Origin of the sequence: Stutzerimonas stutzeri, assembly GCF_002890915.1 — a bacterium.
Taxonomy (GTDB): Bacteria; Pseudomonadota; Gammaproteobacteria; order Pseudomonadales; family Pseudomonadaceae; genus Stutzerimonas; species Stutzerimonas stutzeri_AF.
The window spans coordinates 1-26,126 of record NZ_POUT01000023.1; the positions used below are offsets into that span (position 1 = coordinate 1).

Here is a 26,126-nt window from a genome sequence, read left to right on the forward strand (position 1 = left end):
CCGTAATAGTCTCGCACTGATTTTTATGCGTGCAGCGTGTGATACAGAGTAGGCGTGCAGCATGTGATACAGCCTACCCGTGCACCATGTGATACAGCTTCGGAAGATGACTTGGCTGGACGCTTACTAAGCTGCTGCATTCCGGCGCACGCATGCGACTGTTCAACCAGGCCATGGCGCTGTTGCTGGTGGTTTCGGCGGTGATGAGTCTGTGAGGCGCGGGGATATGCAAGGGGGAAAGGCTGCGCTGAAGGGGGCTAGAAAAATGGCAGCTTTCGGCCCGAAAGCTGCCACAGCCATGAGGGTTACTGTGCTGCCTACCAGCTCCCATAAGGAATGCCGAAACGCTCGATATAACGTCTGGATTTTTCGCTGACCTTGTAAGCGTAGCGGCCTTCGTTATTGCCTTGGTCAGGTCCAAGCGGCTCCACCTCGGCTTGGGTACGGGCGACTTTGATGGCGTTGTTGCAACTATCCCGCACCCAAACTTGCACAATCCCACCCGGCGCCAGCCCCAAGTGCATAAGCGCCATATAGGAAGCGGCGGCGTCTGGGGTTTCCGGACAGCGCCGTACGGTCGATGTGCGCATGATCTGCCGGGCATCGTCCGGTATGTCTACCCAGACCCGGTAGGTTTGCGGTTCCACGATGGATTGCCAGCGCACAAAGACACGTTTGGGTAAATCAGCACCAACGACCGCTTTGCCAATCCCCGCGAACCCTCCCCACCCCTCCGCCAATCCTTCTTCCTTTTCTGGAGTGCCATTGGCGCTCGGAGCAGTGCCACCGCTTACACGGCGGAATAGCCGGCCATGGATATCTTCCACCTCGACGGTTTCCACCCACACCGTCATATAGGCGGGCTCGCGAAAGCTGATGTTCCACCACGGCGAGTGCGGATCTCGCTCGCCCGACAAAGGGTCCATGGCTTGGCAGCCACTCAACAAAATGCCCAGCAGGGCTCCTAGTATTCGCATCCTAGTAATGTTCCGTTCGGTACATGAAGTATGTACGTGCTGTGCACCCACCGGTATGGACATTGATGAATTTCAACTTGCCACAAGAGCGGCTACCAACTTCCATAAGGAATGCCGAAACGCTCGATGTAGCGTTTGGATTTTTCGGATTGCGGGTAGTAGTGCCCACCGGATTTACCTAGATGAGGCCCCAACGATTCCACCTCAGCCTGGGCACGGGCAACTTTGACGGCGTTGTTGCAACTATCCCGCACCCAAACTTGTACGATCCCACCCGGCGCCAGGTCCAAGTGCATAAGCGCCATGTAAGAAGCGGGATAGTCTGGGGTTTCCGGACAGCGCCGTACGGTCGATGTGAGCATGATCTGCCGGGCATCGTCCGGTATGTCTACCCAGGCCCGGTAGGTTTGCGGTTCCACGATGGATTGCCAGCGCACAAAGACACGTTTGGGTAAATCAGCACCAACGACCGCTTTGCCAATCCCAGCGAACCCTCCCCACCCCTCCGCCAACCCTTCTTCCTTTTCTGGAGTGCCATTGGCGCTCGGAGCAGTGCCACCGCTTACACGGCGGAATAGCCTGCCATGGATATCTTCCACCTCGACGGTTTCCACCCACACCGTCATATAGGCGGGTTCGCGAAAGCTGATGTTCCACCACGACGAGTGCGGATCTCGCTCGCCCGACAAAGGGTCCATGGCCTGGCAGCCGCTCAGCAACAAAATGCCCAGCAGGGCTCCGAGCATTCGCATCCTAGTCATAATCAGTTCGAAACATGAGGTGTGTACGCGCGGTATATCGCCTTGGGAGCCTTGCAGGCGGCCTCCCTGGAAAGGCTGCTACCAACTTCCATAAGGAATGCCGAAACGCTCGATATAACGTCTGGATTTTTCGCTAACCTTGTAAGCGTAGCGGCCTTCGTTATTGCCTTGGTCAGGCCCAAGCGGCTCCACCTCGGCCTGGGTACGGGCGACTTTGATGGATTTGTAGCAATTATCCATCACCCATACCTGCACTATGCCGCCGGGTGCCAAGCCAAGATTTAATGAAGCATGGTAGCGAGCGGGCTCCCCAGGGTACTCCGGGCAACGCCGTGTAACTGAGTTGTGCATGATCTGCCGAGCCTCCTCAGGAATATCGACCCAGGCTCGATAGGTTTGCGGCTCCACGATGGATTGCCAGCGCACGAAAACACGTCTGGGAAGGTCGGCACCGACTACGGACTTCCCCCCTCCGGCGGCGCCACTCCAACCCCGCGCCAACTCCCCTTCCTTTTCCGGGGTGCCGTTGGCGCTCGGAGCAGTGCCACCGCTTACACGGCGAAATAGCCTGCCATGGATATCTTCCACTTCGACTGTTTCCACCCACACCGTCATATAAGCGGGCTCGGCGAGCCCAACACTCCACCACGGCGAGTGCGGGTCTCGCTCGCCCGACAATGGGTCGACAGCTTGGCAGCCACTCAGCAACAAAATGCCCAACAGGGCTCCGAGAATTCGTATCATCGTAGCGTCCACTCCGGTACATGAGGATGTTGCACGCGCCGTGCATCCGCCGTAGGGGCATTGATGAATTTCAATTTGCCACCGGTGCGCGGTGTATTGCCTTGCAGCCTTGCAGGCGGGTTCCAGTGGGCCGATACATGGATGTACTTCAGTTTGAGTAACGCCTCATCGGCCGACGTGGTGCTGTAGTCGCCGGCAACGAATCTGTCGCATAAGGTCTGAAGCTCTGTTGGTAGCTTGTATTCGGATTTATCCGGAATCTCGTCAAAGCGCACGCCCTTCTGCTTAGCCAACTCATACATCACCCGCAGATACACTCGCGACAGCTCGCCACGTACCGGCCGCTTGAGTTGCAATGCCGCATATACCCGCTTCTGCCTCGGGGCATTGCGGTCCTGATTGGCGGGTAGCAGTTTCGGCTCAGGGGTAATGATTTCCAGCATTTCGGCGGGCCAGCCCTTGGCGAGCCATTGAGCCCGCGCCTGTTCGGCGTCGCAGTAGATGGACGTGTTCGTCACATCGATATGCAGCGCAACATCCAGTGCCTGCATCGGGCTGATCAACAGGCATTCCTCCGCTTCGAGCAGATAGCCGCCGCCGATATCCGAGTGGGCGCCGGGCAGGGTGATTTCCGGGTGGTCGGGCTTGACCCGGCTCAGGGCGAAGTTGGCGCGATACTCGTCGCGCGCTACCAGATGCACCACGGAAGAGAAATACTTGCGTGGCAGATACAGCCTGAGCCCCGGCACCACCGAGCTGCGCACATTGCCCAGGTTGGTCAGCCCTGCAACGGATGCCACGGTGTCGAACAACCCGATAAAGCCCATGTTGATATCGCGCTGGTACTGGTCAATGAAGAAAGGACTGAACGCCTTTTCATTGCTAAGTAGCATGTCCCTCAGCGGCCCATGCTTGCCCTGTACGACCCCATTGGCAAAATGCCGCGCCGCCGCCGCCCCCCGGCTGAAGCCGAAGGTATCGAAGGTCAGATGAGAGATTTCGATATCGGGATTTTCTCTGAGGAAAAGGCCAGTGCTGCGTTTAATTGAGCTGAAAGCCTTGTATACCCGTTCGGCTATCCCCGTCTCGCCGCGGCCAAGCCCTGAACCGACAAGGCTGTCCTGCTCACCCGCCGAGGTGCCGATGCCGTCGATATAGACCTTGAGAAAGGCCTGTTTCTGCTCGCCATCCCCTTCCGGGACCCGAGACTCATGATAGAGAAACCACAGCCTATGCACGTTGGTGACATCGTTGCCATAGCTGCTGTCCGGGTCGGACATATAGGGTTTGCAACTGGCATCCAGGTCCGCCGGAGCGATCGGATGCTGGGCGCCACAGAGCAGGCCGGTGGCCGTATTGCTGGCATTGTTGCCGGTGCCGTCGAAGAACACGCCGATACGCAAGGCGACCCGGGGCTTGCTGGGCGGTGGCGCTGGCTCCTTGCCGTATTTTTCGTATGCCTCCCAGCGTTCCCGATGGATGTTCACCAGCGGTTGCTGTTCACCGCTGCGTTTTGCGGCGGGTCGTCTCTCACGGGGAGGGTTGGGCAAGGCAGGCCGACATACATGCGGCATTACGTGATCGCAGGCTTTTTCCCAATCGCTTTTTCCACTCATTCCTTGATCCTTGCTGATCCTATGCGTCTGGCGTAAGCCCAGCTCCAAAGCTGGAACCTTGCCGCAAGCGTTCGGCCAGGCGCAATCGGAAGTATCCGATCCATGTGCCAATTCGCAGTAAAAGCCCGATCTGCGCAACAACTTGCGCAGATCGGGTAGGCATCTGGCATATGGCTTATGCCACGAGCTCAGAGCTTCAGGCAGGTCTTCCTGGCCTGGTGGTTGCCGCCAGAAGGCGAGCACAGGCGCTGGTGTACCCGGCAGAGAAAGCCGATCTCGAAGGCACGGCGCTGGGCTCCGGTGGGTAGCGCGTCGCGCTCGAGGATCAGGCCGGCCCACAGCCAGCCGCTGTCGTCGTTGCCCAGCCAGGCCTGGGCGCTGGCCACGCCCTTGTCGAAGGCCTGATGGCAGTTCACAGGCCACTTGATCACCGCGCCGCGGTGGCCATCGTGGCCCGGCAGGTAGCTGGTGCTGGGTTTATTCATCCTCTTCCCTCCCAGCTGCCTGTGCCAACGAGCTGCGGTACAGCACCACTACATCGTTGAGCAGTTCTCGGGCGTGGCTGCACGTCTCTCGCAGCGACTCTTCGTCGGAGGTGGATGCTGCCGAACGCGCCAACAGGGAGAACAGCCTGTGCAGCATCGCTACCCGCAACTCGGCCGCAATCTGGAAATAGCAGGCGGAGGGATCCAGGCAGGTAAGGGGGTCGACACGCTTGGGGAAGGGGATCACCGTGGAGGTGGTTTTAGCCATGGCGCACCTCCAGAACGGAGGTATACGACAAGATGAAGCGCCCAAGGTGGAGCCCTTGGGTAAAAGGTGGATAGCGCATTTTCCTTATGCTCCTTGGCTTGATTAAGGAGCCGTCACCCGCCGTTGTCACGCGGTTTGGGTGGCGGACCGTACGGGGGTGACAAACCGGCAACCAAGGACGCCGGCCAGGCCGAAGCCTGCCCCGCACGGCCCACCATAGAAATGCGATAGCCGGGCACAAAAAAAGCGCCGGCTATTCAGCTATGGCGCTACCGCGCCTTGGTTGATTCGGGTTGTCACGCCCGGCCACGGGATTGACCGTGACCGGCGCACTCTAGCCCGGCGAGCCGCAACGGGCAAGACCAATCAGACATGGCCCCGCAGGGATGTAAGCTGTTCAGATAAGCACGGAGAGTACTTGTAGGAGCGCGCCATGCACGCGAATCGCGGGCGTGGCCCGCTCCTACAGATCCAACAGCCAGCTTCAGTCGTTAAGTGAACAGCATTACCCGCAGGGGTGGGCGTGGTTCACCGGCTCGTTGCGGAGTACGGCAAACCAGGGCATTCGCCCGGAGGAAACGGAACCGCTACGGCCAAACGAGCGGTCTGGCGATCCGCCCGGTGGAAAAGGCTGCGCCGTTTTCCACCCTACGGCCGATGCGTGTACCGTCAGGTCAGCGGTGTCATCACGGCGCGCTGGTAGGCGGTGCGCTGTCGTAGGCGCTGGTACCACGCGCGAAGGTGCGGATGGTCGGGGCGCTCGATGGGCAATTCGAACCAGGCGTAGGCGAAGCAGCCGAGCGGAATGTCGCCCATGCCGAAGTCGGCACCGGACAGGTACGGCTGCCCGGCGAGGGCGGCGTCGGCAATGGCGAGCAGATCGCCGCACTCCTGCAGCGCGGCCGTGACCGCGGCCATGTCGCGCTGCTCGGGCGCGGTGCGCACGATGTTCCAGAACACCACCCGGAACGGTGCCGCCAGGGACGAGGTCACCCAGTCCATCCACTTGTCCGCCTCGGCCCGCTGGCGCGGGTCGGCGTTCCACAGCGTCGGCTCGCCATACTGCGCCGCCAGGTAGCGGACGATGGCGTTGGATTCCCAGAGCACCAGCTCGCCGTCTTCCAGGCAGGGCACCAGGCGGTTCGGGTTCTTGGCGACATACTCCGCGTCGCCAACGACGCCGAAGGCGCCGCCGGCATCGATGCGGGTATAGGAAAGGCCAAGCTCTTCCAGGCACCAGAGCGCCTTCTTCACGTTGGTCGAATTGGTTCGGCCCCAGAGTTTCAACATGCGATGACTCCTATCCGCTTGCGTCGAACATGAACGTTGGCCGCGAAACAGGCAGTCCCGCAGCGTATCCGGTGCGCGAAGCACCCTACACCATCGCCGACGCTGTACCCACGCTCGGTGGAAAAGGCTTCGCCGTTTTCCACCCTACGGCCTATCGCTCCATGCGGATTTCGACCAGCCGTCCGTCGATGAAGCGCAGGTGGTAGTAGGCGCCGTTTCGCGGCCCATAGATCCAGCGGTCGATCCTGACGGCGCCCGGTTGCACGACACCGTCGCTGCGCAGCGCCGGCCCCTCGGAGGTCTGGCTGTCGGCGGGGCCGCACTTGGCCTCGACCTGCTCGCGGGTATCATCCAGATGAACCAGGCGGGTGCCGCACCTCATGGAGGCCTCGGCAGCGGCGCCGAACAGCGCGCCGGCCAGCAGGATCACCGCGGTCGTCTTGCTTCCCATGCATCGTTCCCTCGCATGCGGCGTCTCGGCGCTTGGTCCGGAGATCTTAGCGCGATTCCACTGCCGTTCAGCGCTTCTTGGCCGGCTTCGCCCCACCCAGGCTCGGCACCTTGCGGATCGGCCGGGCGTTGGGCTTTTCGTTCTCGTCGAACCAGTTGCCGAGGTGGATCTTGCCCTTGCCGGGCACCTCCTTGGGCTTTTTCGGTTTCTTGGGCTTCTTGACGATCTGCCCGCCGAGGGTGGTGGTCGGCACGCGATGATCGGGCACGAAACCCGGTTCGTCGTGGCGCGGCAGCACCTGCTTGATCAGCGTCTCGATGGCGGCGAGCTGGTCGACCTCGTCGGCGCTGACCAGGGAGATCGCCTCACCCAAAGCGCCGGCGCGGCCGGTGCGGCCGATGCGGTGCACGTAGTCCTCGGCGACGGTGGGCAGGTCGAAGTTGACCACCTGCGGCAGGTCGTGGATGTCCAGCCCGCGCGCGGCCACGTCGGTGGCCACCAGGATGCGCACCTCGCCGGCCTTGAAGCGCTCCAGCGCGCGCAGGCGCGAGGCCTGCGGCTTGTCGCCGTGGATCGCGTCGCTGGCGATGCCCTGCGCCTGCAGCTCGTCCACCAGCTGGTCGACGCCCTTGCGCGTCTTGACGAATACCAGCACCTGGCCCCAGCGCCGTTCCGCCAGCAGGTGCAGGAACAGCTCGCCCTTGCGCTTCTTGTCCACCGGCACCAGCCACTGCTTGACCGTCTTCGCCGCAGCGTTGCGCGGGCTGACTTCGATGGACAGCGGGTCGCGCAGCAGCGCGCGGGCCATCTGGCGGATGGCGTCGGAGAAGGTCGCGGAGAACAGCAGGGTCTGGCGCTTTTTCGGCAACGCGCAGAACAACTGCTCCAGCTCGTCGGCGAAGCCGAGGTCGAGCATGCGGTCGGCCTCGTCCAGCACCAGCGCCTGCAACTGGGCGAAGCCCACGGCGTTCTGCCGGTACAGATCGAGCAGCCGGCCGGGGGTCGCCACCAACACGTCGATGCCCTTGCGCAGCGCCATCATCTGCGGGTTGATGCTGACTCCGCCGTATACCGCGTAGGTGCGCAGCGGCAGGTTCTGCCCGTAGGCGCGAAAGCTCTCGTGGACCTGTTCGGCCAGCTCGCGGGTCGGCACCAGCACCAGCGCGCGCACCGAATTGCTCGCCACCTTGGCGCCTTCCATGCTCAGGCGTTGCAACAGCGGCAGGGCGAAGCCGGCGGTCTTGCCGGTGCCGGTCTGCGCCGCCGCCATCAGGTCGCGGTCCTTGAGCACGGCGGGAATGGCCTCGGCCTGGACTGGCGTCGGCGTGCGGTAGTCGAGGGTGTCCAGGGTCCGCAGCAGCGGTTCGATCAGGCCCAGGGAGGCGAAGGTCATGGCAGGCTCGCAGCGCCGGTTCGGCGGGATGAAAACCGCGAAGTCTAGCAGCTGGCCGCGCTGCACCCTAGGCAAGCACAACGCGGCCGGAACGGCGCGTCAGTCGCCGCGCAGCAGTTCGAGCAGCGCCCGCGCGGCCGGTTCGGACGAAGCCGGGTTCTGCCCGGTCACCAGCAAACCGTCGACCTGGACGTGGGGCTCCCAGTCGGCGCCCTTGCTGTAGAGGCCGCCACGCGCCTGCAGGCGGTCCTCCAGCAGGAACGGCACCACCTCGCTCAGCTCCACCGCCGCTTCCTCGCCATTGGTGAAGCCGGTGACGCGCTTGCCCTTGACCAGGTACTGGCCATCCTTGCCGCGCACCTCGGTCAGCGCCGCCGGTGCGTGGCAGACCGCGGCCACCGGCTTGCCGGCCCGGACGAAGGATTCGATCAGCGCGATCGAGGTCGGGTTTTCGACCAGATCCCACAGCGGCCCGTGGCCACCGGGAAAGAACAGCGCATCGAAGTCTTCCACCGAGACCTGATCCAGCCGGTAGGTGTTGGCCAGCAGGGTTTGCGCCTCACCATCGCCGTTGAAGCGCTGGGTCGCCTCGGTCTGGGCGTCGGGCTCGTCGCTCTTGGGATCGAGCGGCGGCTCGCCGCCCAGCGGCGAGGCCAGCACGACCTGCGCGCCGGCATCGCGAAAGACGTAGTACGGCGCGGCGAATTCCTCCAGCCAGAAGCCGGTCGGCTTGCCGGTATCGCCCAGCCGGTCGTGGGACGTGAGCACGATAAGAATCTTCATGGAGCCTCCCTTGTCGATGCGCAACCTGAACAAGTTCAGACTCCCGCACGGCGAACAATGCTCCGTTGCCGCCTCGCGCCCATGAGAAAAGGGCGCCGCAGCGCCCCTTTTCCAACCACCGCACATCAGGTGCGCAGCGGCCCGGCTCAGCGCCCGGCCAGCGCCGGCACTACCCGCGGCCGCAGCAGCTCGCCGGCGATGGTGAGCACGCCGATCACGCCGGCGATCCAGTACCAGCGCGCCAACGGGTCGAAACCCAGCCAGCCGAGGGCATGCAGGAACACCATCAGGATCAGCACCGGGCAGACGTAGCGCACCATGAACAGCCACAGCGCGTAGCCCAGCGGCGGCAGGTTCAGCTCGTCGCGCATGATCTCGCTGCGCAGCGCGTAGCCGGCCAGCAGCACGATGAAGATTCCGCCCAGCGGCATCATCCAGCGCGAGGTCAGATAATCCAGCCAGTCGAAGAAGTTCTTGCCCATCGGCGTCCAGCCCGACAGCAGGTTGAACGAGAGCATCGCCAGCAGGCTGATCACCAGCAGCACCGCGCCGGAACCGATGGCCGCCTTGATCCGCGAGATGCCGTGCTTCTCGTTGAGGTAGGCGACGGTGGCCTCGATCATGGAGATCGCCGAAGTCAGCGCGGCAATCGAGACCATGGCGAAGAACAGCACGCCGAAGGCGGTACCGAACGGCATCTGCTGGAAGGCCAGCGGCAGGCTCATGAAAATCAGGCCAGGGCCGGCGGTCGGGTCCATGCCGTTGGCGAAGATGATCGGGAAGATCGCCAGGCCCGCCAGCAGCGCCACGCAGGTATCGGCGATGGCGACCATGAAGGTGGTGCGGGCGATGGACTGGTCGTCCGGAATGTACGAGCCGTAGGTGAGGATCGCGCCGGACGCCAGGCTGAGGGTGAAGAACGCGTGGCCGAGCGCGGCCAGCAGCGCCTCGCCGGTGATCTTCGAGGTATCGAAGCTGAACAGGAAAGCGAAGCCCTGATCGAAGCCGCCGCTGGTCACCGCGTAGCCGACGAGGATCAGCAGCAGCACGGCCAGGCCCGGCATCATCCAGCGCACGGCGTTCTCGATGCCCTTCTGCACGCCCTTGGCGACGATCCACAACGTCAGCAGCGCGACCAGCAGGCTCCAGCCACCGAGCTGCCAGGGGTTGGAGTTGTGTGCCTCGAATACCCCGCCCAGCGCCTCGACGCTGGTCGCCGCCAGGGAGCCGTCGAGCATCTTCACCGTGTAGGCGAACGCCCAGCCGGCCACGACCACATAGAAGCAGAGGATCAGGAAGCCGGCCGTCATGGCCATGCCGCCGACCGCCTTCCACAGCGGGTTGCCGTTGTTCTCGCGGACTACCCGGCCGATGGCGTCGATGGGGCTGCCACGGCCGCGGCGGCCGATGGCGATTTCGCACATCATCACCGGCACGCCGATGGCGAGGATGCACAGCAGGTACATCAATACGAAGGCACCACCGCCGAACTCGCCGGTGATGTAGGGGAATTTCCAGATGTTGCCCAGGCCCACGGCCGAGCCGGTTGCCGCGAGGATGAAGCCCCAGCGCGAGAGCCAGAGGTTCTTCGGTTTTTCACGAGTCATACGTCACCTGTTTGTTGTTATCTGTGACGGGATCGGGACCGTCGCGCAGGGCGCGGCGGCGTGCAAGGCGGATTCAGTCGTTCATTGAGCGTCGGGCTGCACCTCCGGCGCGGCCTGCTGGAAGGCCGGAAGCGTCTCGCAGCGTGCAACGATCTCGAGAATGCGTGGATACGCCGCGAGGTCACAGGCAAAACGGCGCGCATTGTATACCTGCGGAACCAGGCACGCCTCCAGGTAACCTGGCCGGTTGGTCAGTGAAAGCTTGTCACCAAAGGTTTCCAGGCCCTGCTCCACAGCGGCCAGTCCCTGCGCGACCCAGTGCCGGTACCAGGCATTCTTCGCCGCGTCGTCGACGCCCAGTTCGGCACTGAGGTACTGCAGCACGCGCAGGTTGTTCAGTGGATGGATCTCGCAGGCGATGTGCATGGCCAGCGAGCGCACCTGGGCGCGCTCGACCGGATCGGCCGGCAACAGCGCCGGCACCGGAAACACCTCGTCGAGGTACTCGAGGATCGCCAGCGACTGACTGATGCGCGCGCCACCGTTGGCTTCATCGACCAGCAACGGCACCAGCTGCTGCGGGTTGAGGGCGCGGTAATCGGCCGCACGCTGCTGGCCGCCATCCTTGACCAGATGCACCGGCACCTGCCGGTAGGCCAGGCCCTTCAGATTCAGCGCGATGCGCACCCGGTAGGCGGCACTGGAGCGCCAGTAGCCGTAGAGCGTCAGCTCAGTGCTCATAGGGCTCGACCTGCTGATCGATGGCGCCGAAGATGCTCTGCCCGGCGGCGTCGAACATCTCGATGCGCACCCGGTCGCCGAACTTGAGGAACGGCGTCTTCGCCTCGCCGTGCTCGATGACCTCGAGCATGCGCTTCTCGGCCAGGCAGGACGAGCCGGCACTGCGATCGTAGTTCGACACCGTGCCCGAGCCGATGATGGTCCCGGCGCCCAGCGGACGGGTGCGCGCGGCGTGGGCGACCAGGGTCGGGAAGTTGAAGGTCATGTCGGTGCCGGCATCCGGCTGGCCGAACAGCTCACCGTTGATATGCGAGACCAGAGGCCGGTGCACCTTGCCGTCGCGCCAGGTTTCGCCCAGCTCGTCCGGCGTCACCGCCACCGGCGAGAAGCTCGACGACGGCTTGCTCTGGTAGAAGCCGAAGCCCTTGGCCAGCTCGCCAGGGATCAGGTTGCGCAGCGACACGTCGTTGACCAGCATCAGCAGCTGGATGTGCGAGGCCGCCTCGGCCGGTGTCGCACCCATGGGCACGTCGTCGGTGATCACCGCCAGTTCGCCTTCCAGATCGATGCCCCAGGCCTCGTCGGCCAGGAGGATCGGGCTGTGCGGAGGGATAAAGGCATCGGCGCCGCCCTGGTACATCAGCGGATCGTGCCAGAAGGACTCCGGCATCTCGGCGCCACGCGCCTTGCGCACCAGCTCGACGTGATTGACGTAGGCGCTGCCGTCCGCCCAGTGATAGGCACGCGGCAGCGGGCTGTGGCAGGCGCGCTGCTCGAAGGCGAAGGCGCCCGCCTCGACTCCGTCGTTGAGGCGCTGGTAGACCGCCTCCAGCTTGGGCTTGCAGTAGTTCCAGTCATCCAGCGCGGCCTGCAGCGTGGCGGCGATCTGCGGCACCTTGACCGCGCGGGTGAGATCGCGGGAGACCACCAGCAGCACGCCGTCGCGGCCCTGGTTGAGGGTTGCGAGTTTCATCAGGATTCCTTGCCCGGCGCACGCCAGGAGTTGACGTATTCGGGGACATCGACGGCTGCGGCAGCCTCGCCGACTTCCAGCGCGCGGCGGGTGTCGATCATCACCGCCACCTCGTCGGCGAAGGTCGCCGGGTCGGTGCTGGCCTTCTTCAGCGCCTTCGGATGCGGCCCGTGGGGGAAGCCGCAAGGGTGGAAGGTCACCATGCCCTGCTCGATGTTGTCGCGGCTGAAGAAGTTGCCGCGGTGGTAGAACAGCACTTCGTCGTAGTCGTCGTTGTTGTGGAAGAACGGCACCTTCAGCGCACCCGGATCGGATTCCACCGGCCGCGGCGTGAAGGTGCAGACCACGAAACCGTTGGCGACGAAGGTGGTGTGCGCCGACGGCGGCAGGTGGTAGCGATGGCTCATCAGCGGGCGGATGTCGCGCCAGTTGAGCCGTACCACGGTGTTGTCGCCGTGCCAGCCGACCACGTCCAGCGGGTTGTACGGGTAGGTCACGGTGGTGATCTGGTCGCGCCGCTTGATGCGGATCTGCCAGGGGTTCTCGTCCTGCTGCGCGCGGAAGGCGTCGTCCAGCCGCGGATGGTCGAGCACCGCGGCGTCGAAGATGGCATGCGGGCCGACCAGGCCTTTTTCCGGCAGCTGGTAGGCGCCGTCGGTGTTCTCGATCAGCAGCATGAACACCGGCTGCGTCGCCTCGATGCGCCAGGCGGTGCCGCGCGGGATCATCAGGTAGTCGCCGTCGCGAAACTCCAGGTGGCCGAAGTCGCAGTACAGATGCCCGGCGCCCTCGTGGATGAACAGCAGTTCGTCACCGTCACCGTTGCGCACCAGGTGGCGCATGGCGCCGTTGGTCTTCCACAGGCGCAGCTTGACGTCGGCATTGTGCAGCGCCAGCGGCGCCTGCAGCGGGCAGTCGCCTTCGCTGGGGATCTGATTGAAGTTGAAGGCGTGCGGACGCAGCGGGCCTTCCCAGTCGATCCAGCCGGTCGGCGGATGCTTGTGATGCAGGTGCGAAGCCGGGCCGAAGAAGCCTTCGCGGCCCATTTCGCGCTCGTAGGTGCCCTGCGGAAAATCGCAGTGCGCCTGACGCGAACTCTCCCCTTCGCGGATGGGGAAACCGATCCATTTGCGGCTCATGTGCCTCTCCTTCGTGATACCGCGTGATCTGAATGGCGCTGCGGTGGTTGCCGATGCGTAGGGTGGAAGACTGCGAAGCATCTTCCACGCGTCTGAACCGGGTCAGCCCCATGCGGGCCCGTCGCCCCCGCCGAACGCGTGGATGTGCTTCGCGACATCCACCCTACGCAGCCCACCCTGACGCCGGACTTATTCACCCGCCTTGATCACGCCACGACGCACCTGGTCTTCCTCGATGGATTCGAACAGCGCCTTGAAGTTGCCTTCGCCGAAGCCCTGGTTGCCCTTGCGCTGGATGATCTCGAAGAAGATCGGGCCGATCACCGTGTTGGTGAAAATCTGCAGGAGGATGCCGTCATCCCCCGGCGCACCGTCGATCAGCAGGTTCAGCTCGCGCAGCTGGTCGAGCGGCTCGCCGTGGCCGGCGACGCGGGTATCGACCTTCTCGTAGTAGGTGTCCGGGGTGGTCATGAAGTCCACGCCGTTGGCGCGCAGGCGGCGCACGGTCTCGTAGATGTCGTCGGTGGACAGCGCGATGTGCTGGATGCCCTCGCCGTGGTACTCGCGGATGAATTCCTCGATCTGCGACTTGTCGTCGGCCGACTCGTTGATCGGGATGCGGATCTTGCCGCAGGGCGCGGTCATGGCACGGGAGAACAGGCCGGTCAGCTTGCCCTCGATGTCGAAATAGCGAATCTCGCGGAAGTTGGCGATGCGCTCGTAGAAACCGGACCAGACGTCCATCTGCCCGCGACGCACGTTGTGGGTCAAGTGGTCGATGCTCATCAGGCCGACGGCGTTGTCGTTCGGCGTACGGCCCTCGATGAACTCGAAGTCGACGTCGTAGATGCTCTTGTCGCCGTAGCGGTCGACGAGATACAGCAGCGAGCCGCCGATGCCTTCGACGCAGGGGATGTTCAGCTCGCCGAAGTTGGCGTGGCTGCCGACCAGCTTGGCGCCCTGGGATTCGACGTAGGCAGCGGCCTGCGCGGCATTCTTCACCCGGAAGGCCATGGCGCAGGCGCTCGGGCCGTGCTTCTCGCCAAACTCGCGCACATGCCCGGTGGGGCTGCCGTTGAGCACGATGTTGATGTCGTGCTGCTGGAACAGCCAGACCTCCTTGGAGCGGTGCTTGGCGGTTTCGGTAAAGCCCATCTGGGTGAACAGCGTGCGCAGCTGCTTGATGCCCTCGGCATTCGGCGCGGTGAATTCGACGAACTCGAAGCCGTCGGTGCCGATGGGGTTGTGCTGTTCGATCTTGTTCACGGCGTTCATTTCGCCTCCTGATTATTGTTGTGAGGACTGCCGTTGCACGGCTTGGCTGGGCCCATCACACCCCAGCGGGTGGCCGTGGACAATCCCGCTTTACGAGCGCGGAAGGCTGCTGCTGGCGGGTCGGCTGTCAGTATTTCCTTACAGTGCCGTCAGTGACGGAAAACCTGGCCCGGCGGCTTGCCAGGCGTAACGAAAAGCTGACAATCCGGTGCGACAAGCTGCCGCAGTCTTGGTGCCGCACATGCTGTGGAACGGTGGAAAAGCGCTTTGCGCGTTTTCCACCCTACGCCCGAACGGAGCGGGCGCAGGGTGGACCACGACGCAGCCTTGTCCATGCGGCTCACGCGGCCTGCATCGACCGCTCAGATCAGTCCGATCAGGTTGAGGAACACCAGCACGATGGCCACCGGCGTGCCGTAGCGCAGCAGCTTCCACCAGGCCTGGAACAGCCCGGCGCTGCGAATGTCGATGGCCTCGCCAACCACCCGACGCTGCAGCACCCAGCCGGTGAACAGCACCGTGCCCAGCCCGCCCAGCGGCATCAGCCAGTTGGTGGTGAGGTAGTCCAGGGTGTCGAAGAAGGTCTTGCCGAACAGCTGGTAGTCCGCCCAGTGGTTGAACGAGAACACGCTGCCCAGGCTCAGCAGCCAGAGCACCAGGCCGCTGCCCAGCACGGCCTTGGTCCGGCTGATGCGGAAGCGCTCGGTGAGCCAGGCGATGCTCGGCTCGGAGAGCGAAATGGCCGAGGTCAGCGCGGCGATCACCAGCATCACGAAGAACAGCCCGCCCACGACCTGCCCCAGCGGCATCTGGCCGAAGGCGATGGGCAGGGTGACGAAGATCAGCCCCGGCCCGGCCCCCGGTTCCAGCGCGTTGCCGAACACCAGCGGGAAGATCGCCAGGCCGGCCAGCAACGCCACCACGGTGTCGGCCAGCGCGACGAGGATCGAGGTCTTGGCGATGGAAGTGCCTTCCGGCAGATAGGAGCCGTAGACCATCATCGCGCCGCAGCCCAGGCTGAGGGTGAAGAAGGCATGGCCGAGGGCGACCAGCACGCTCTGCGCGGTCAGCGCGGAAAAGTCCGGCACGAAGAGGAACTGCAGCGCCTGGGCGAACTCGCCTTCGATGGCGGCGTAGACCACCAGCACCAGCATCAGCACGAACAGCCCGGGCATCAGAAAGCGCAGCGAGCGCTCCAGCCCGCCACGCACGCCGAAGCCGACGATCAGCATGGTCGCCGCCAGCACCAGCGTGGCGCAGACCACCAGCCGCGCCGGGTCCGCCAGCAGCGCGCCGAACAGCGCGCCACTGGCCTCGCCGCTGACCCCGGTGAAGCCGCCGCTGAAGGTCGCCGGCACATAGGCCAGCGCCCAGCCGGCCACCACCAGGTAGAAGCTCAGAATGAGAAAGCCGGTCAGCCCTCCGAGCCAGCCCACCACCCGCCAGCGCGAACTGGCCCCGGCCTCGCGCCAGCCGCGCCACGGCGCCATCAGGGTTCGCCCGACCACGGCGGCCGATCATCACCTCGGCCATCAGCAGCGGAATGCCGATCAACAGGATGCAGGCGAGATAGACCAGCACGAAGGCGCCGCCGCCGTTCTGCCCGGTCACGTAGGGGAATTTCCAGATATTGCCCAGGCCCACGGCGGAGCCGGTGGCGGCGAGGAAGAACACCCAGCGGGAGGACCACAGGCCTCGGCTGGCGTTGTCCTGGAGGCGTGCGCGCGCGCCGGCGAAGGTGCCGGCCGCGAGGCTGGTTTTATCGGTCATTGCGGATTCCTGCTTGTTGTTTTTGTCAGGGATGGTGCGAACGAACGGAGCGGGCGCGGCGCTGGCGATCAGCGCCCGCCGCCCCGCTCAGCGAAGGCCGGCGCGCTCGGGCGACCGGCCATGTGCCGTCATGAAGCCTGCCGCTGGAGGGTCGCGACCTGCGGCGCGCCACCGGCCTGCAAGCGCTCGAGCGCCAGGCGGTCGGCGATCACCGAGGTGCATTCGCCGCTGGCGGCGGCCCGCTCGAAGATCTCGCGCAGCGTGCTGGCGATGGCGTTCACATGGGCATCGATCTGCGCGGCGCCGCCGCCGTTGCGCTGGTAGTAGACGTCGATGATGCCGCCGGCGTTGATCGCGTAGTCCGGCGCGTAGAGCTGGTTGCGCCGTTGCAGTTCGACGCCGATCTCGGCGCTGGCCAGCTGGTTGTTGGCCGCCCCGGCGATCACCGGCGCGCGCAGTACGTCCAGGGTCTGCTCGTTGAGGATGCCGCCCATGGCGCAGGGCGCGAAGACGTCCACATCGAGACCGTAGATGTCCTGCGGGCGCACCACGTTGGCGCCCAGCTCGTCCATCGCCTGCTTGACGTTGGCATCGAAGATGTCCGCCACCCACAGTTCGGCACCAGCCGCCTTCAGGTGCCGCGCCAGCCCCAGGCCGACATGGCCGACGCCCTGGATCGCCACCTTCAGCCCGGTCAGCTCGTCGCGACCGAGGCGCTGGCGCACCGCTTCCTTGAGGCCGACGAAGACGCCGTAGGCGGTGGACGGCGACGGGTCGCCGCTGGCGACGCTGCCGTCGAGCAGGGTGCGCGGCGTGGCGCCGACCACATGGCGGGTGCGCTGGGCGAAGGCCTGCATTTCGGCATCGCCGGTGCCGGAGTCGGCGGCGGTGATGTAGCGCCCGCCGAGGCTGTCGACGAAGTCGCCCATGGCGTGCAGCAGCGCCTGGTTCTTGCCGGTATGCGGGTCGCCGATGATCACCGCCTTGCCGCCGCCGAGCTTGAGCCCGGCCAGCGAGGATTTCAGCGTCATCCCGCGCGACAGGCGCAGCACGTCGCGCAGGGCGTCGTCGTCGTTGGCGTAGGGGAACATCCGGCAGCCGCCCAGCGCCGGACCCAGGCGCGTGTCATGGATGGCGATGATGGCTTTCAGACCCGACGCCTGGTCATGGCAGAAGACCACCTGTTCGTGGCGGTCGAAGTCGGGATGCGCGAAGACGGACATTTGGGTTACCTCGTTCGTTGTTATTGGATTCAGGGCCTTGCTGTCGGGCCCCTTTGAAAACGGTTGTGGCTAAAAAGCATCGCCCCGGGGTCGGGCCTCCCACCAAAGCGGCCGGTGCACACCGAACCCTGTGGGAGGCGCGACCTCGCGGCGATGGCAGGCCGCTGGCCTGCCCCGAAGCCCAAGAGCATCGCCCCGGGGCGGGCCTCCCACAAAAAGCGGCCGGCGCACACCGAACCCTGTGGGCGCGACCTCGCGGCGATGGCAGGCCGCTGGCCTGCCCCGAAGCCCAAGAGCATCGCCCCGGGGCGGGCCTCCCACAAAAAGCGGCCGGTGCACACCGAACCCTGTAGGAGGCGCGACCTCGCGGCGATGGCAGGCCGCTGGCCTGCCCGGAAGCCCAAGAGCATCGCCCCGGGTCGGGCCTCCCACAAAAAGCAGCCGGTACACACCGAACCTGTGGGAGGCGCGACCTCGCGGCGATGGCAGGCCGCTGGCCTGCCCCGAAGCCCAAGAGCATCGCCCCGGGGCGGGCCTCCCACGAAAGCAGCCGGTACACACCGAACCTGTGGGAGGCGCGACCTCGCGGCGATGGCAGGCCGCTGGCCTGCCCCGAAGCCCAAGAGCATCGCCCCGGGTCGGGCCTCCCACAAAAAGCGGCCGGTGCACACCGAACCCTGTGGGAGGCGCGACCTCGCGGCGATGGCAGGCCGCAGCCTGCCAGGTACATTCCATCAGCGGGCGCATCGTCACGCCGCCGGCTGGAACAGCCGCACGCTCTGCACTTCGTCGCCCTTGGCCAGTTGCTCGCGCAAGAGCTTCTCCTGCTGGCGGGCCTTGGCGATGGAGCGTTCCTTCACCGGGCCGTAGCCGCGGATCTGTTCCGGCAGCGCGGCGATGGCCACGGCAGTGCGGTAGTTGGTCGGCTTGAGCTGGGCCAGCAGCTCGTCCACGGTCTTCTCGTACTCGCTGATCAACTGGCGTTCGACGCGGCGGTCGTGGCCATAGCCGAACGGGTCCAGAGGCGTGCCGCGCAGGAAGCGCAGCTTGGCCAGCACGCCGAACACATTGAGCATCCACGGCCCCAGCTGGCGCTTGCGCGGCTCGCCGGTGACGGGGTCACGCTTGGCCAGCCAGGCCGGGGCGAGGTGGAACTGCAGCTTGTAGTCGCCCTCGAACTGCGCCTGGAGCTGCTGGCGGAATTCCGGCTCGCTGTAGAGCCGCGCCACCTCGTACTCGTCCTTGTAGGCCAGCAGCTTGAAGTAGTAGCGCGCCACCGCCTTGGACAGCGCCAGATCGTCGGCACTGTCGGCGTCGCGCACGCGCTCGACCAGCTGCCGGTAGCGGCGCGCCAGCCCGGCGTTCTGGTAGCGGGTAAGGAAATCCACGCGCCATTCGACGATCTCTTCCAGGGTTTTACAGATTGGTTCGGCGACCTCGACCGGGCGCGCCAGCCCTTCCACCGCCTCGCGCTCGAGCACCGCGCGACGGCCCCAGCGGAAGGCCTGCAGGTTCAGTTCGGCCGATACGCCGTTGAGCGCGATGGCCTTCTCGATGGCTTCGGCGGAGACCGGCAGCAGCCCCTGCTGGTAGGCGAAACCGAGCAGGAACAGGTTGGTGGCGATGCTGTCGCCGAGCAGGTGGGTGGCCAGCCGGGTGGCGTCGACGAAGTGGGTCTTCTCGGCACCGACCGCGTCGCTGATCGCCTGGCGCATGGCCGGGCCCGGCACCTGGGCGTCGGGATTGCGGGTGAACTCGGCGGTGGCCGATTCGTGGCTGTTGACCACGGCGTTGCTGATCCGCTCGTTGAGGCGGGTCAGCGACTCGTCGCCGGCCGCCACCACCAGGTCGCAGCCCAGCAGCAGGTCGGCTTCGCCGGCGGCGATGCGCACGGCGTAGATGTCGCTCTGCCTGGCGGCGATGCGCACGTGGGTGGTCACCGGGCCGAACTTCTGCGCCAGGCCGGCCTGGTCGAGCACGCTGCAACCCTTGCCCTCCAGATGCGCGGCCATGCCGATCAGCGCGCCGAGGGTGGTCACGCCGCTGCCGCCGACGCCGGGGATCAGCACGTTCCACGGCCGTTCCAGCGACGGGTGTTGCGGTTCGGGCAGTTGCGCCGGATCGATGCCCCCGGCGACGGCCTGCGGCTTGCGCAACTGACCGCCGTGCACGGTGACGAAGCTCGGGCAGAAGCCCTCGACGCAGGAGTAGTCCTTGTTGCAGGCGTTCTGGTCGATCTCGCGCTTGCGCCCCAGCTCAGTCTCCAGCGGCAGCACCGACAGGCAGTTGGACTTCTCGCCGCAATCGCCGCAGCCCTCGCACACGGCGGGGTTGATGAACACGCGCTTGGCCGGGTCCTCGAGTTTGCCGCGCTTGCGCCGGCGGCGCTTCTCGGTGGCGCAGGTCTGGTCGTAGATGATCACCGAGACGCCCTTGAATTCGCGCAGCTCGCGCTGCACGGCATCCAGCTCGCGGCGGTGATGGAAGCTGGTGATCGGCGCGAAGGTGTCGCGGCTCGGGTACTTGTCCGGCTCGTCGCTGACCAGGGCGATGCGCTTGACGCCCTCGTGGAAGATCTGCCGGCTGAGCTGGTCGACACGCAGCTCGCCGTCGATCGGCTGGCCGCCGGTCATGGCCACGGCGTCGTTGTAGAGCACCTTGTAGGTGATGTTGACGCCCGCCGCCACGGCCGCGCGGATCGCCAGGCTGCCGGAGTGGAAGTAGGTGCCGTCGCCGAGGTTCTGGAACATGTGCGGGGTGTCGGTGAACGGCGCCTGGCCGATCCAGTTGACGCCCTCGCCCCCCATCTGGGTGAAGGTCTCGGTGCGCCGGTCCATCCACTGCACCATGTAGTGACAGCCGATGCCGGCCGAGGCGCGGCTGCCCTCGGGGACCTTGGTCGAGGTGTTGTGCGGGCAGCCGGAGCAGTAGTGCGGGGTGCGCACGGTGTCGTAGCTGCGCGCGGCCAGGGCCTTCTCCTTGGCGTCGAGGAAGGCCAGGCGGGTCTGGATGCTGTCGCTGGTGTAGATCGGCGCGAGGCGCTTGGCGATGACCCGGGCGATCATCGCCGGGGTCAGTTCGCTGAGGTTGGGCAGCAGCGAATTGCCCTGCTCGTCGAATTCGCCGACCACCCGCGGGCGCTTGCTGACCGGCCAGTTGTAGAGCTGCCCGGTGAGCTGGTCCTCGAGGATGCTGCGTTTTTCCTCGACCACCAGGATCTCGTCCAGGCCCTGGGCGAACTCGTGCACCGAGACCGGCTCCAGCGGCCAGCTCATGCCGACCTTGAGCACCCGCAGGCCGACCCGGGCGCACAGCGCCTCGTCCAGGCCGAGGTCGTCCAGCGCCTGGCGCACGTCGAGGTAGGACTTGCCGGTGGTGATGATGCCCAGGCGCGGGTTGGGCGAATCGAGCATCACCTGGTTGAGGTTGTTGGCCCGCGCAAAAGCCCGGGCAGCGTAGATCTTGAACAGGTTGAGGCGCTTTTCCTGGGCCAGCGGCGGGTCCGGCCAGCGGATGTGCACACCGTCCTCGGGCAACTGGAAGTCCTCGGGGATGCGCGTCTGCACGCGCAGCGGGTCGACCTCCACCACGGCGGAGGAGTCGACGTTCTCGGCGATGGTCTTGAGCGCCACCCAGCAGCCGGAATAGCGCGACAGCTCCCAGCCGATGATGCCGTAGTCGAGGATTTCCTGGACGTTGGACGGGTTGAGCACCGGGATCGAGGCGGCGATGAAGGCGTGCTCGCTCTGGTGCGGCAGCGTCGAGGACTTGCAGCCGTGGTCGTCGCCGGCCAGCAGCAACACGCCGCCATGGGGCGAGACACCGGCGGCGTTGCCGTGCTTGAAGACGTCGCCGGAGCGGTCCACCCCCGGGCCCTTGCCGTACCACATGGCGAACACGCCATCGTATTTCGCGCCGGGGAACAGGTTGGCCTGCTGGCTGCCCCACACCGCGGTGGCGGCGAGCTCTTCGTTGACGCCGGGCTGGAAGTGGATGGCGTGCTGCTTGAGGTAGTCGCGCGCTTCCCAGAGGCTCTTGTCCAGCCCGCCCAGTGGCGAGCCGCGATAGCCGGAAATGAAGCCACCGGTGTTCAGGCCGCGGGCCTGGTCACGCTGGTGCTGCAGCATCGGCAGGCGGGTCAGCGCCTGGGTGCCGGTGAGGTACAGATGACCGGTTGCGAGCCGGTACTTGTCGTCCAGACGGATCTCGGCCAGAGACATGGGGCGCTCCTGTTTGTTGTTATCGGAGTCTGGGCGGCATCGTGTGCTGCCCGCCTGACGGGTCGTGGGCAGCCGCACGGAAGCTGTCCCACGCCGGCGATCGGCAGGGGATCGCCCCGCCGTCGCGTGTCGATTAAAAGTCTGGCCGTGACGCGGAGAGATTTTCTTTCTACTTTTGCGGTAGAACTGTGCTTCTGTGCATGAACCATTCGCCTACAAGAAGAAAACAGGAACAGCCATGCAGACCTCGCCCCTGAGCAGCATCGACCGCAAGATTCTCCTGCTGCTGCAACACAACGCCGACCTGTCCGCGGCGGAAATCGCCGAGAAGGTAGAACTGTCGCAATCGCCGTGCTGGCGGCGAATCAACCGCATGCAGGAAGAAGGGCTGATCGAGCGCAAGGTCGCCCTGCTCAACCCGAAGAAGCTCGGGCTGAACATGACGGTGTTCGTCAACATCAAGCTCTCGGCGCACGGGCGCAGCAACCTCGACGAGTTCGAGCAGGCGGTGGTCGGCTATCCCGAGGTGCTGGAGTGCTACACCATGGCCGGCGAATCGGACTACCTGCTCAAGGTGCTGGCCAAGGACATCGACAGCTACGAACGCTTCCTGCGCGACCAGTTGCTGCAGCGGCCACACGTGCAGGAAGCGCACTCGCACATCGCCATGAGCGAGGTGAAACGGACCACGGAATTGCCGCTGGATTGAGCGGGGGCCGTAGCAATCGGTGGATAAGGCTTCGCCGTTAGCCACCCTACGCGCCGTCAGCGCTAATCGGCCGTAGGGTGGCTAACGGCCAATGGCCTTTTCCACCAACGCAGCGCCACGACTGTGGCTAATCCCCCGGAAGCCCTTCCACCCGGCCGCCCACACCGATGCCGCGCGCCTCGAACCAGCCGCGATTCGCCTCCAGCGCATAGCGCGCCGGGGTCTGCGAGCAGCGAACATCCGTGCTGAGCGGTTCCAGTTCGAACAGGTCGACGATCACCCCGTCCTCATCGAGAAACACCGCCGACAGCGGCAACGGCGTGTCCTTCATCCACAGGCAGTGGTGCCGCACCTCGTCGAAACGGAACAGCATGCCGCTGTCCGCCGCCAGTTCGGTACGCCGCATCAGGCCACGCCGGCGCGCCTCGGCGGTGACGGCATATTCGGCCTCCAGCCGATGCGTGCCCAGCTGCAATGACAGCGGCTCGGCCGCCTGCGCAAGCGGGGCGAAGAACAGCGACATCAGAAGCGCAATACGCATCGACCTAGCCTCCCTGAAAGCGGCCGCGGCGGGAACAGCCCCAGCGGACGATACTCATAAGCGAAACGATCGCCGCCATGCGGCGCGCCATAACGACAACAAGCGAGGTGAAACCATGATCCACAGAATAACCGCTGCCAGCGTCTACCTGGTGCAACGCTTCCTGCCCTCACCTTTCGTCTTCGCCATCCTGCTCACGCTGATCGTACTGGTCGCGGCCATGCTCGGCACCGGCCAGGGCCTGCCGGCCATGGCACAGCACTGGGGCAACGGTCTGTGGAACCTGCTGGCGTTCACCATGCAGATGTCGCTGATCCTGGTCACCGGCCATGCCCTGGCACGCGCCCCGGCGATCAACCGCCTGCTCGATCGCATGGCGCGAACGCCGCAGACGCCCGGACAGGCCATCGTGCTGGTCACGCTGGTGGCGCTGGCCGGCTCCTGGATCAACTGGGGCTTCGGTCTGGTCATCGGCGCGGTGTTCGCCCGCGCCCTGGCGCGTCAGGTACGCGGGGTCGACTACCCGCTGCTGGTGGCCTCGGCCTATTCGGGCTTCCTGATCTGGCACGGCGGCTTCTCCGGTTCGATTCCGCTGTCGCTGGCCAGCGGCGGCGCGGACCTGGAGAAAATGAGCGGCGGCGTGCTGAGCGAAGCCATCGGCGTCGGCCAGACGCTGTTCGCGCCCTACAACCTGATCATCATCGCCGTGCTGGTGGTCGGCCTGCCGCTGCTGAACTGGGCCATGCAGCCGAAGACGCCGAAGGTGGTGGACCCGGCGCTGCTGGAGGAACCACAGCCGGCCGACATTCCGCGGGCAACCGCCACCCAGCGCCTGGACGACAGCCGCATCCTCGGCCTGGTCGTGGTGGCGCTGGCGCTACTGTTCTTCTACCAGCACTTCCGCGCCAACGGCCTGGCCCTGAGCCTGAACATCGTGATCTCGATCTTCCTCTTCGCCGGGCTGCTGATGCACGGCACGCCGGAGCGCTACATGCGCGCCATCGAGGAGAGCATCCGCGGCATCGCCGGCATCGTCGTGCAATTCCCCTTCTACGCCGGGATCATGGGGATGATGGTCGGCGCCAATGCCGCCGGCGTCTCCCTCGGCCGTCAGGTCACCGATACCTTCATCGCCTGGTCGTCGGCCGACAGCTTTCCGGTACTGGCATTCCTCAGCGCCGGCCTGGTCAACGTCTTCGTGCCCTCCGGCGGCGGCCAGTGGGCGGTGCAAGGGCCGGTCATGCTGCCGGCCGGCGCCGCGCTGGGCGTGGCGCCGGAGGTCACGGCCATGGCAATCGCCTGGGGCGACGCCTGGACCAACATGATCCAGCCGTTCTGGGCCCTGCCGCTGCTGGGCATCGCCGGGCTGGGGGCACGCGACATCATGGGCTACTGCCTGCTCAGCCTGGTGTTCTCCGGCGTGGTGATCGCCGGCGGGTTGTACTGGCTGAGCTGAACCCTCCGCGCCGGCCGCCTGCGGCCGGCGCGCGGCCAATGTCCGGATTCATGGACATGCATGTCCGGCACGGCGGACATGCGCCTCGTCCACGTTTCTGGACACGCTCGTAAAACTCCTTTTCTATCAATAAGTTGTGTACTGGCACGGATCTCGCTATCCCTATCCGCGCGGCACGCCCGCAGCCGAACAACAACAACAGACCGCCTGCCGTGCAGCAGCGAGCCTCCCGGATGCCTCGGCAGCATTCGGTCGCGCCGCAGCGGGCCAGGAGAATCGTCCCGATGAGCGTCATCATCGCGCTTGCTGCTCTCGCCCTGCTGATGCTCGCGGCCTACCGTGGCTACAGCGTCATCCTCTTCGCCCCCATCGCGGCCATGGGCGCCGTGCTGCTGACCGACCCGTCGGCGGTGGCGCCGGCCTTCACCGGCATCTTCATGGAGAAGATGGTCGGCTTCATCAAGCTGTACTTCCCGGTGTTCCTGCTCGGCGCAGTGTTCGGCAAGCTGATCGAACTGTCCGGCTTCTCGCGCTCCATCGTCGCCGCGGCGATCCGCCTGCTCGGCACCAGCCAGGCGATGCTGGTGATCGTGCTGGTCTGCGCGCTGCTGACCTACGGCGGCGTGTCGCTGTTCGTGGTGGTGTTCGCGGTCTATCCGTTCGCCGCCGAGATGTTCCGCCAGAGCAACATGCCCAAGCGGCTGATCCCGGCCACCATCGCCCTCGGCGCGTTCACCTTCACCATGACCGCGCTGCCGGGTACGCCGCAGATCCAGAACATCATCCCCAGCACCTTCTTCAACACCACCACCTGGGCGGCGCCCTGGCTGGGCCTGCTCGGCACGCTGTTCGTCTTCGGCCTCGGCATGCTCTACCTCAAGTGGCAGTTGCGCAAAGCCCTGGCCGCCGGCGAGGGCTATGGCAGCAACCTGCGCAACGAACCGGAGACGCCGTCGGACATCGCGCTGCCCAATCCCTGGCTGGCGTTGTCGCCGCTGATCCTGGTGCTGGTGGCCAACCTGCTGTTCACCCGCTGGATTCCGCAGGTCTATGGCGCCAGCCACAGCCTGCAGCTGGGCGGCATGAGCGCCCCCCTGGTCACCGAAGTGGGCAAGGTAACGGCGATCTGGGCGGTGGAAGCGGCGCTGCTGCTGGGCATCCTGCTGGTGGTGGCGAGCAGCTTCCGCACCCTGCACGGCAAGCTGGCCGAGGGCAGCCGCACCGCGGTGGCCGGCTCGCTGCTGGCGGCGATGAACACCGCCTCGGAATTCGGCTTCGGTGCGGTGATCGCCTCGCTGCCGGGCTTCATCAGCGTTGCCGGTACGCTGTCGGCGATCCCCAACCCGCTGATCAACGAAGCCATCACCGTCAACCTGCTGGCCGGCATCACCGGCTCGGCTTCCGGCGGCATGAGCATCGCGCTCGCCGCGATGGCGGAGAATTTCGTCGCCGCCGCCAACGCCGCGCAGATTCCGCTGGAGGTGCTGCACCGGGTCGCCTCGATGGCCTCGGGTGGCCTCGACACCCTGCCGCACAACGGCGCGGTGATCACCCTGCTGGCCGTCACCGGCCTGACCCACCGCGAGTCCTACAAGGACATCTTCGCCATCACGCTGATCGCCACCACGGCGGCCTTCTTCGTGATCGGCGTGTTCTACCTGACCGGCATCGTCTGAGCGATGCGCACCGTTGGCGGGCGGCTCG

Annotated in this window: 21 protein-coding genes and 1 pseudogene; 3 read left to right on the forward strand and 19 right to left on the reverse strand. The window is 65.5% G+C overall.

The window, feature by feature from the left end; all coding sequences use genetic code 11:
- Window positions 1-317: 317 nt before the first annotated feature.
- The 18 genes and pseudogenes from CXK94_RS21825 to CXK94_RS21915 form a co-directional block, all read right to left on the reverse strand.
- Complete coding sequence (locus tag CXK94_RS21825) at window positions 318-977, reverse strand: DUF2931 family protein (protein WP_102895841.1); 660 nt, start codon at window positions 975-977, stop codon at window positions 318-320.
- Between the two features lie 92 nt (window positions 978-1,069).
- Window positions 1,070-1,729: a DUF2931 family protein gene (locus tag CXK94_RS21830; RefSeq protein WP_102895861.1), complete on the reverse strand. Its 660-nt coding sequence runs from the start codon at window positions 1,727-1,729 to the stop codon at window positions 1,070-1,072.
- A gap of 87 nt (window positions 1,730-1,816) precedes the next feature.
- On the reverse strand, window positions 1,817-2,479 hold the full coding sequence (locus tag CXK94_RS21835; protein ID WP_102895862.1) for a DUF2931 family protein: 663 nt from the start codon (window positions 2,477-2,479) through the stop codon (window positions 1,817-1,819).
- Window positions 2,479-4,056, reverse strand: coding sequence for a T6SS phospholipase effector Tle1-like catalytic domain-containing protein (locus CXK94_RS21840; RefSeq protein WP_102895863.1), 1,578 nt, complete (start codon window positions 4,054-4,056; stop codon window positions 2,479-2,481). The genes CXK94_RS21835 and CXK94_RS21840 overlap by 1 nt, the downstream gene beginning before the upstream one ends.
- Window positions 4,057-4,286: 230 nt before the next feature.
- Window positions 4,287-4,583, reverse strand: coding sequence for a LasR-specific antiactivator QslA (locus tag CXK94_RS21845; RefSeq protein ID WP_102895842.1), 297 nt, complete (start codon window positions 4,581-4,583; stop codon window positions 4,287-4,289).
- Window positions 4,576-4,851, reverse strand: a complete 276-nt coding sequence (locus CXK94_RS21850) for a hypothetical protein (protein WP_102895843.1) — start codon at window positions 4,849-4,851, stop codon at window positions 4,576-4,578. The genes CXK94_RS21845 and CXK94_RS21850 overlap by 8 nt, the downstream gene beginning before the upstream one ends.
- A 669-nt stretch (window positions 4,852-5,520) precedes the next feature.
- Window positions 5,521-6,141, reverse strand: a complete 621-nt coding sequence (locus CXK94_RS21855; RefSeq protein ID WP_102895844.1) for a glutathione S-transferase family protein — start codon at window positions 6,139-6,141, stop codon at window positions 5,521-5,523.
- Between the two features lie 151 nt (window positions 6,142-6,292).
- Window positions 6,293-6,592: a DUF2845 domain-containing protein gene (locus tag CXK94_RS21860; RefSeq protein WP_102895845.1), complete on the reverse strand. Its 300-nt coding sequence runs from the start codon at window positions 6,590-6,592 to the stop codon at window positions 6,293-6,295.
- Window positions 6,593-6,659: 67 nt separating this feature from the next.
- The gene (locus CXK94_RS21865) at window positions 6,660-7,985 is read right to left on the reverse strand and encodes a DEAD/DEAH box helicase (RefSeq protein WP_102895864.1); all 1,326 of its coding nucleotides are present in this window, start codon (window positions 7,983-7,985) and stop codon (window positions 6,660-6,662) included.
- Between the two features lie 99 nt (window positions 7,986-8,084).
- Complete coding sequence (locus CXK94_RS21870; protein ID WP_037041845.1) at window positions 8,085-8,768, reverse strand: type 1 glutamine amidotransferase domain-containing protein; 684 nt, start codon at window positions 8,766-8,768, stop codon at window positions 8,085-8,087.
- Between the two features lie 146 nt (window positions 8,769-8,914).
- Window positions 8,915-10,375 carry a sodium-dependent transporter gene (locus CXK94_RS21875; protein ID WP_102895846.1) on the reverse strand — a complete coding sequence of 487 codons (1,461 nt, stop codon included), beginning with the start codon at window positions 10,373-10,375 and terminating at the stop codon, window positions 8,915-8,917.
- A gap of 81 nt (window positions 10,376-10,456) precedes the next feature.
- Window positions 10,457-11,116 (reverse strand): maleylacetoacetate isomerase, encoded by a 660-nt coding sequence (gene maiA, locus CXK94_RS21880; protein WP_102895847.1) that lies wholly within the window; start codon window positions 11,114-11,116, stop codon window positions 10,457-10,459.
- Window positions 11,106-12,089: a fumarylacetoacetate hydrolase family protein gene (locus CXK94_RS21885; protein ID WP_102895848.1), complete on the reverse strand. Its 984-nt coding sequence runs from the start codon at window positions 12,087-12,089 to the stop codon at window positions 11,106-11,108. Before CXK94_RS21885 ends, maiA begins: the two co-directional genes overlap by 11 nt.
- The gene (locus tag CXK94_RS21890) at window positions 12,089-13,228 is read right to left on the reverse strand and encodes a homogentisate 1,2-dioxygenase (RefSeq protein ID WP_102895849.1); all 1,140 of its coding nucleotides are present in this window, start codon (window positions 13,226-13,228) and stop codon (window positions 12,089-12,091) included. The genes CXK94_RS21885 and CXK94_RS21890 overlap by 1 nt, the downstream gene beginning before the upstream one ends.
- Window positions 13,229-13,417: 189 nt before the next feature.
- Entirely contained in the window at window positions 13,418-14,503 is a 1,086-nt protein-coding gene (gene hppD / locus CXK94_RS21895) for a 4-hydroxyphenylpyruvate dioxygenase (RefSeq protein ID WP_102895850.1), read from the reverse strand.
- 362 nt (window positions 14,504-14,865) lie between these two features.
- Window positions 14,866-16,273: pseudogene (locus CXK94_RS21900) on the reverse strand (sodium-dependent transporter).
- Window positions 16,274-16,401: 128 nt separating this feature from the next.
- A complete protein-coding gene (locus tag CXK94_RS21905) occupies window positions 16,402-17,496 on the reverse strand; it encodes a Glu/Leu/Phe/Val dehydrogenase dimerization domain-containing protein (RefSeq protein WP_037041833.1) in 1,095 nt (364 codons plus the stop codon).
- A gap of 749 nt (window positions 17,497-18,245) precedes the next feature.
- Window positions 18,246-21,716, reverse strand: a complete 3,471-nt coding sequence (locus CXK94_RS21915; RefSeq protein WP_102895852.1) for an indolepyruvate ferredoxin oxidoreductase family protein — start codon at window positions 21,714-21,716, stop codon at window positions 18,246-18,248.
- A 238-nt stretch (window positions 21,717-21,954) separates the two neighbouring features.
- Between CXK94_RS21915 and CXK94_RS21920 the strand changes: the two genes are divergently transcribed.
- Complete coding sequence (locus CXK94_RS21920) at window positions 21,955-22,425, forward strand: Lrp/AsnC family transcriptional regulator (RefSeq protein ID WP_037039645.1); 471 nt, start codon at window positions 21,955-21,957, stop codon at window positions 22,423-22,425.
- Window positions 22,426-22,552: 127 nt separating this feature from the next.
- On the opposite strand, the gene CXK94_RS21925 is transcribed toward CXK94_RS21920, so the two are convergent.
- Entirely contained in the window at window positions 22,553-22,966 is a 414-nt protein-coding gene (locus CXK94_RS21925; RefSeq protein WP_102895853.1) for a DUF192 domain-containing protein, read from the reverse strand.
- Window positions 22,967-23,081: 115 nt separating this feature from the next.
- Between CXK94_RS21925 and CXK94_RS21930 the strand changes: the two genes are divergently transcribed.
- A complete protein-coding gene (locus CXK94_RS21930; protein ID WP_102895854.1) occupies window positions 23,082-24,422 on the forward strand; it encodes a short-chain fatty acid transporter in 1,341 nt (446 codons plus the stop codon).
- Between the two features lie 284 nt (window positions 24,423-24,706).
- Complete coding sequence (locus tag CXK94_RS21935) at window positions 24,707-26,098, forward strand: GntP family permease (protein ID WP_102895855.1); 1,392 nt, start codon at window positions 24,707-24,709, stop codon at window positions 26,096-26,098.
- Window positions 26,099-26,126: the final 28 nt, after the last annotated feature.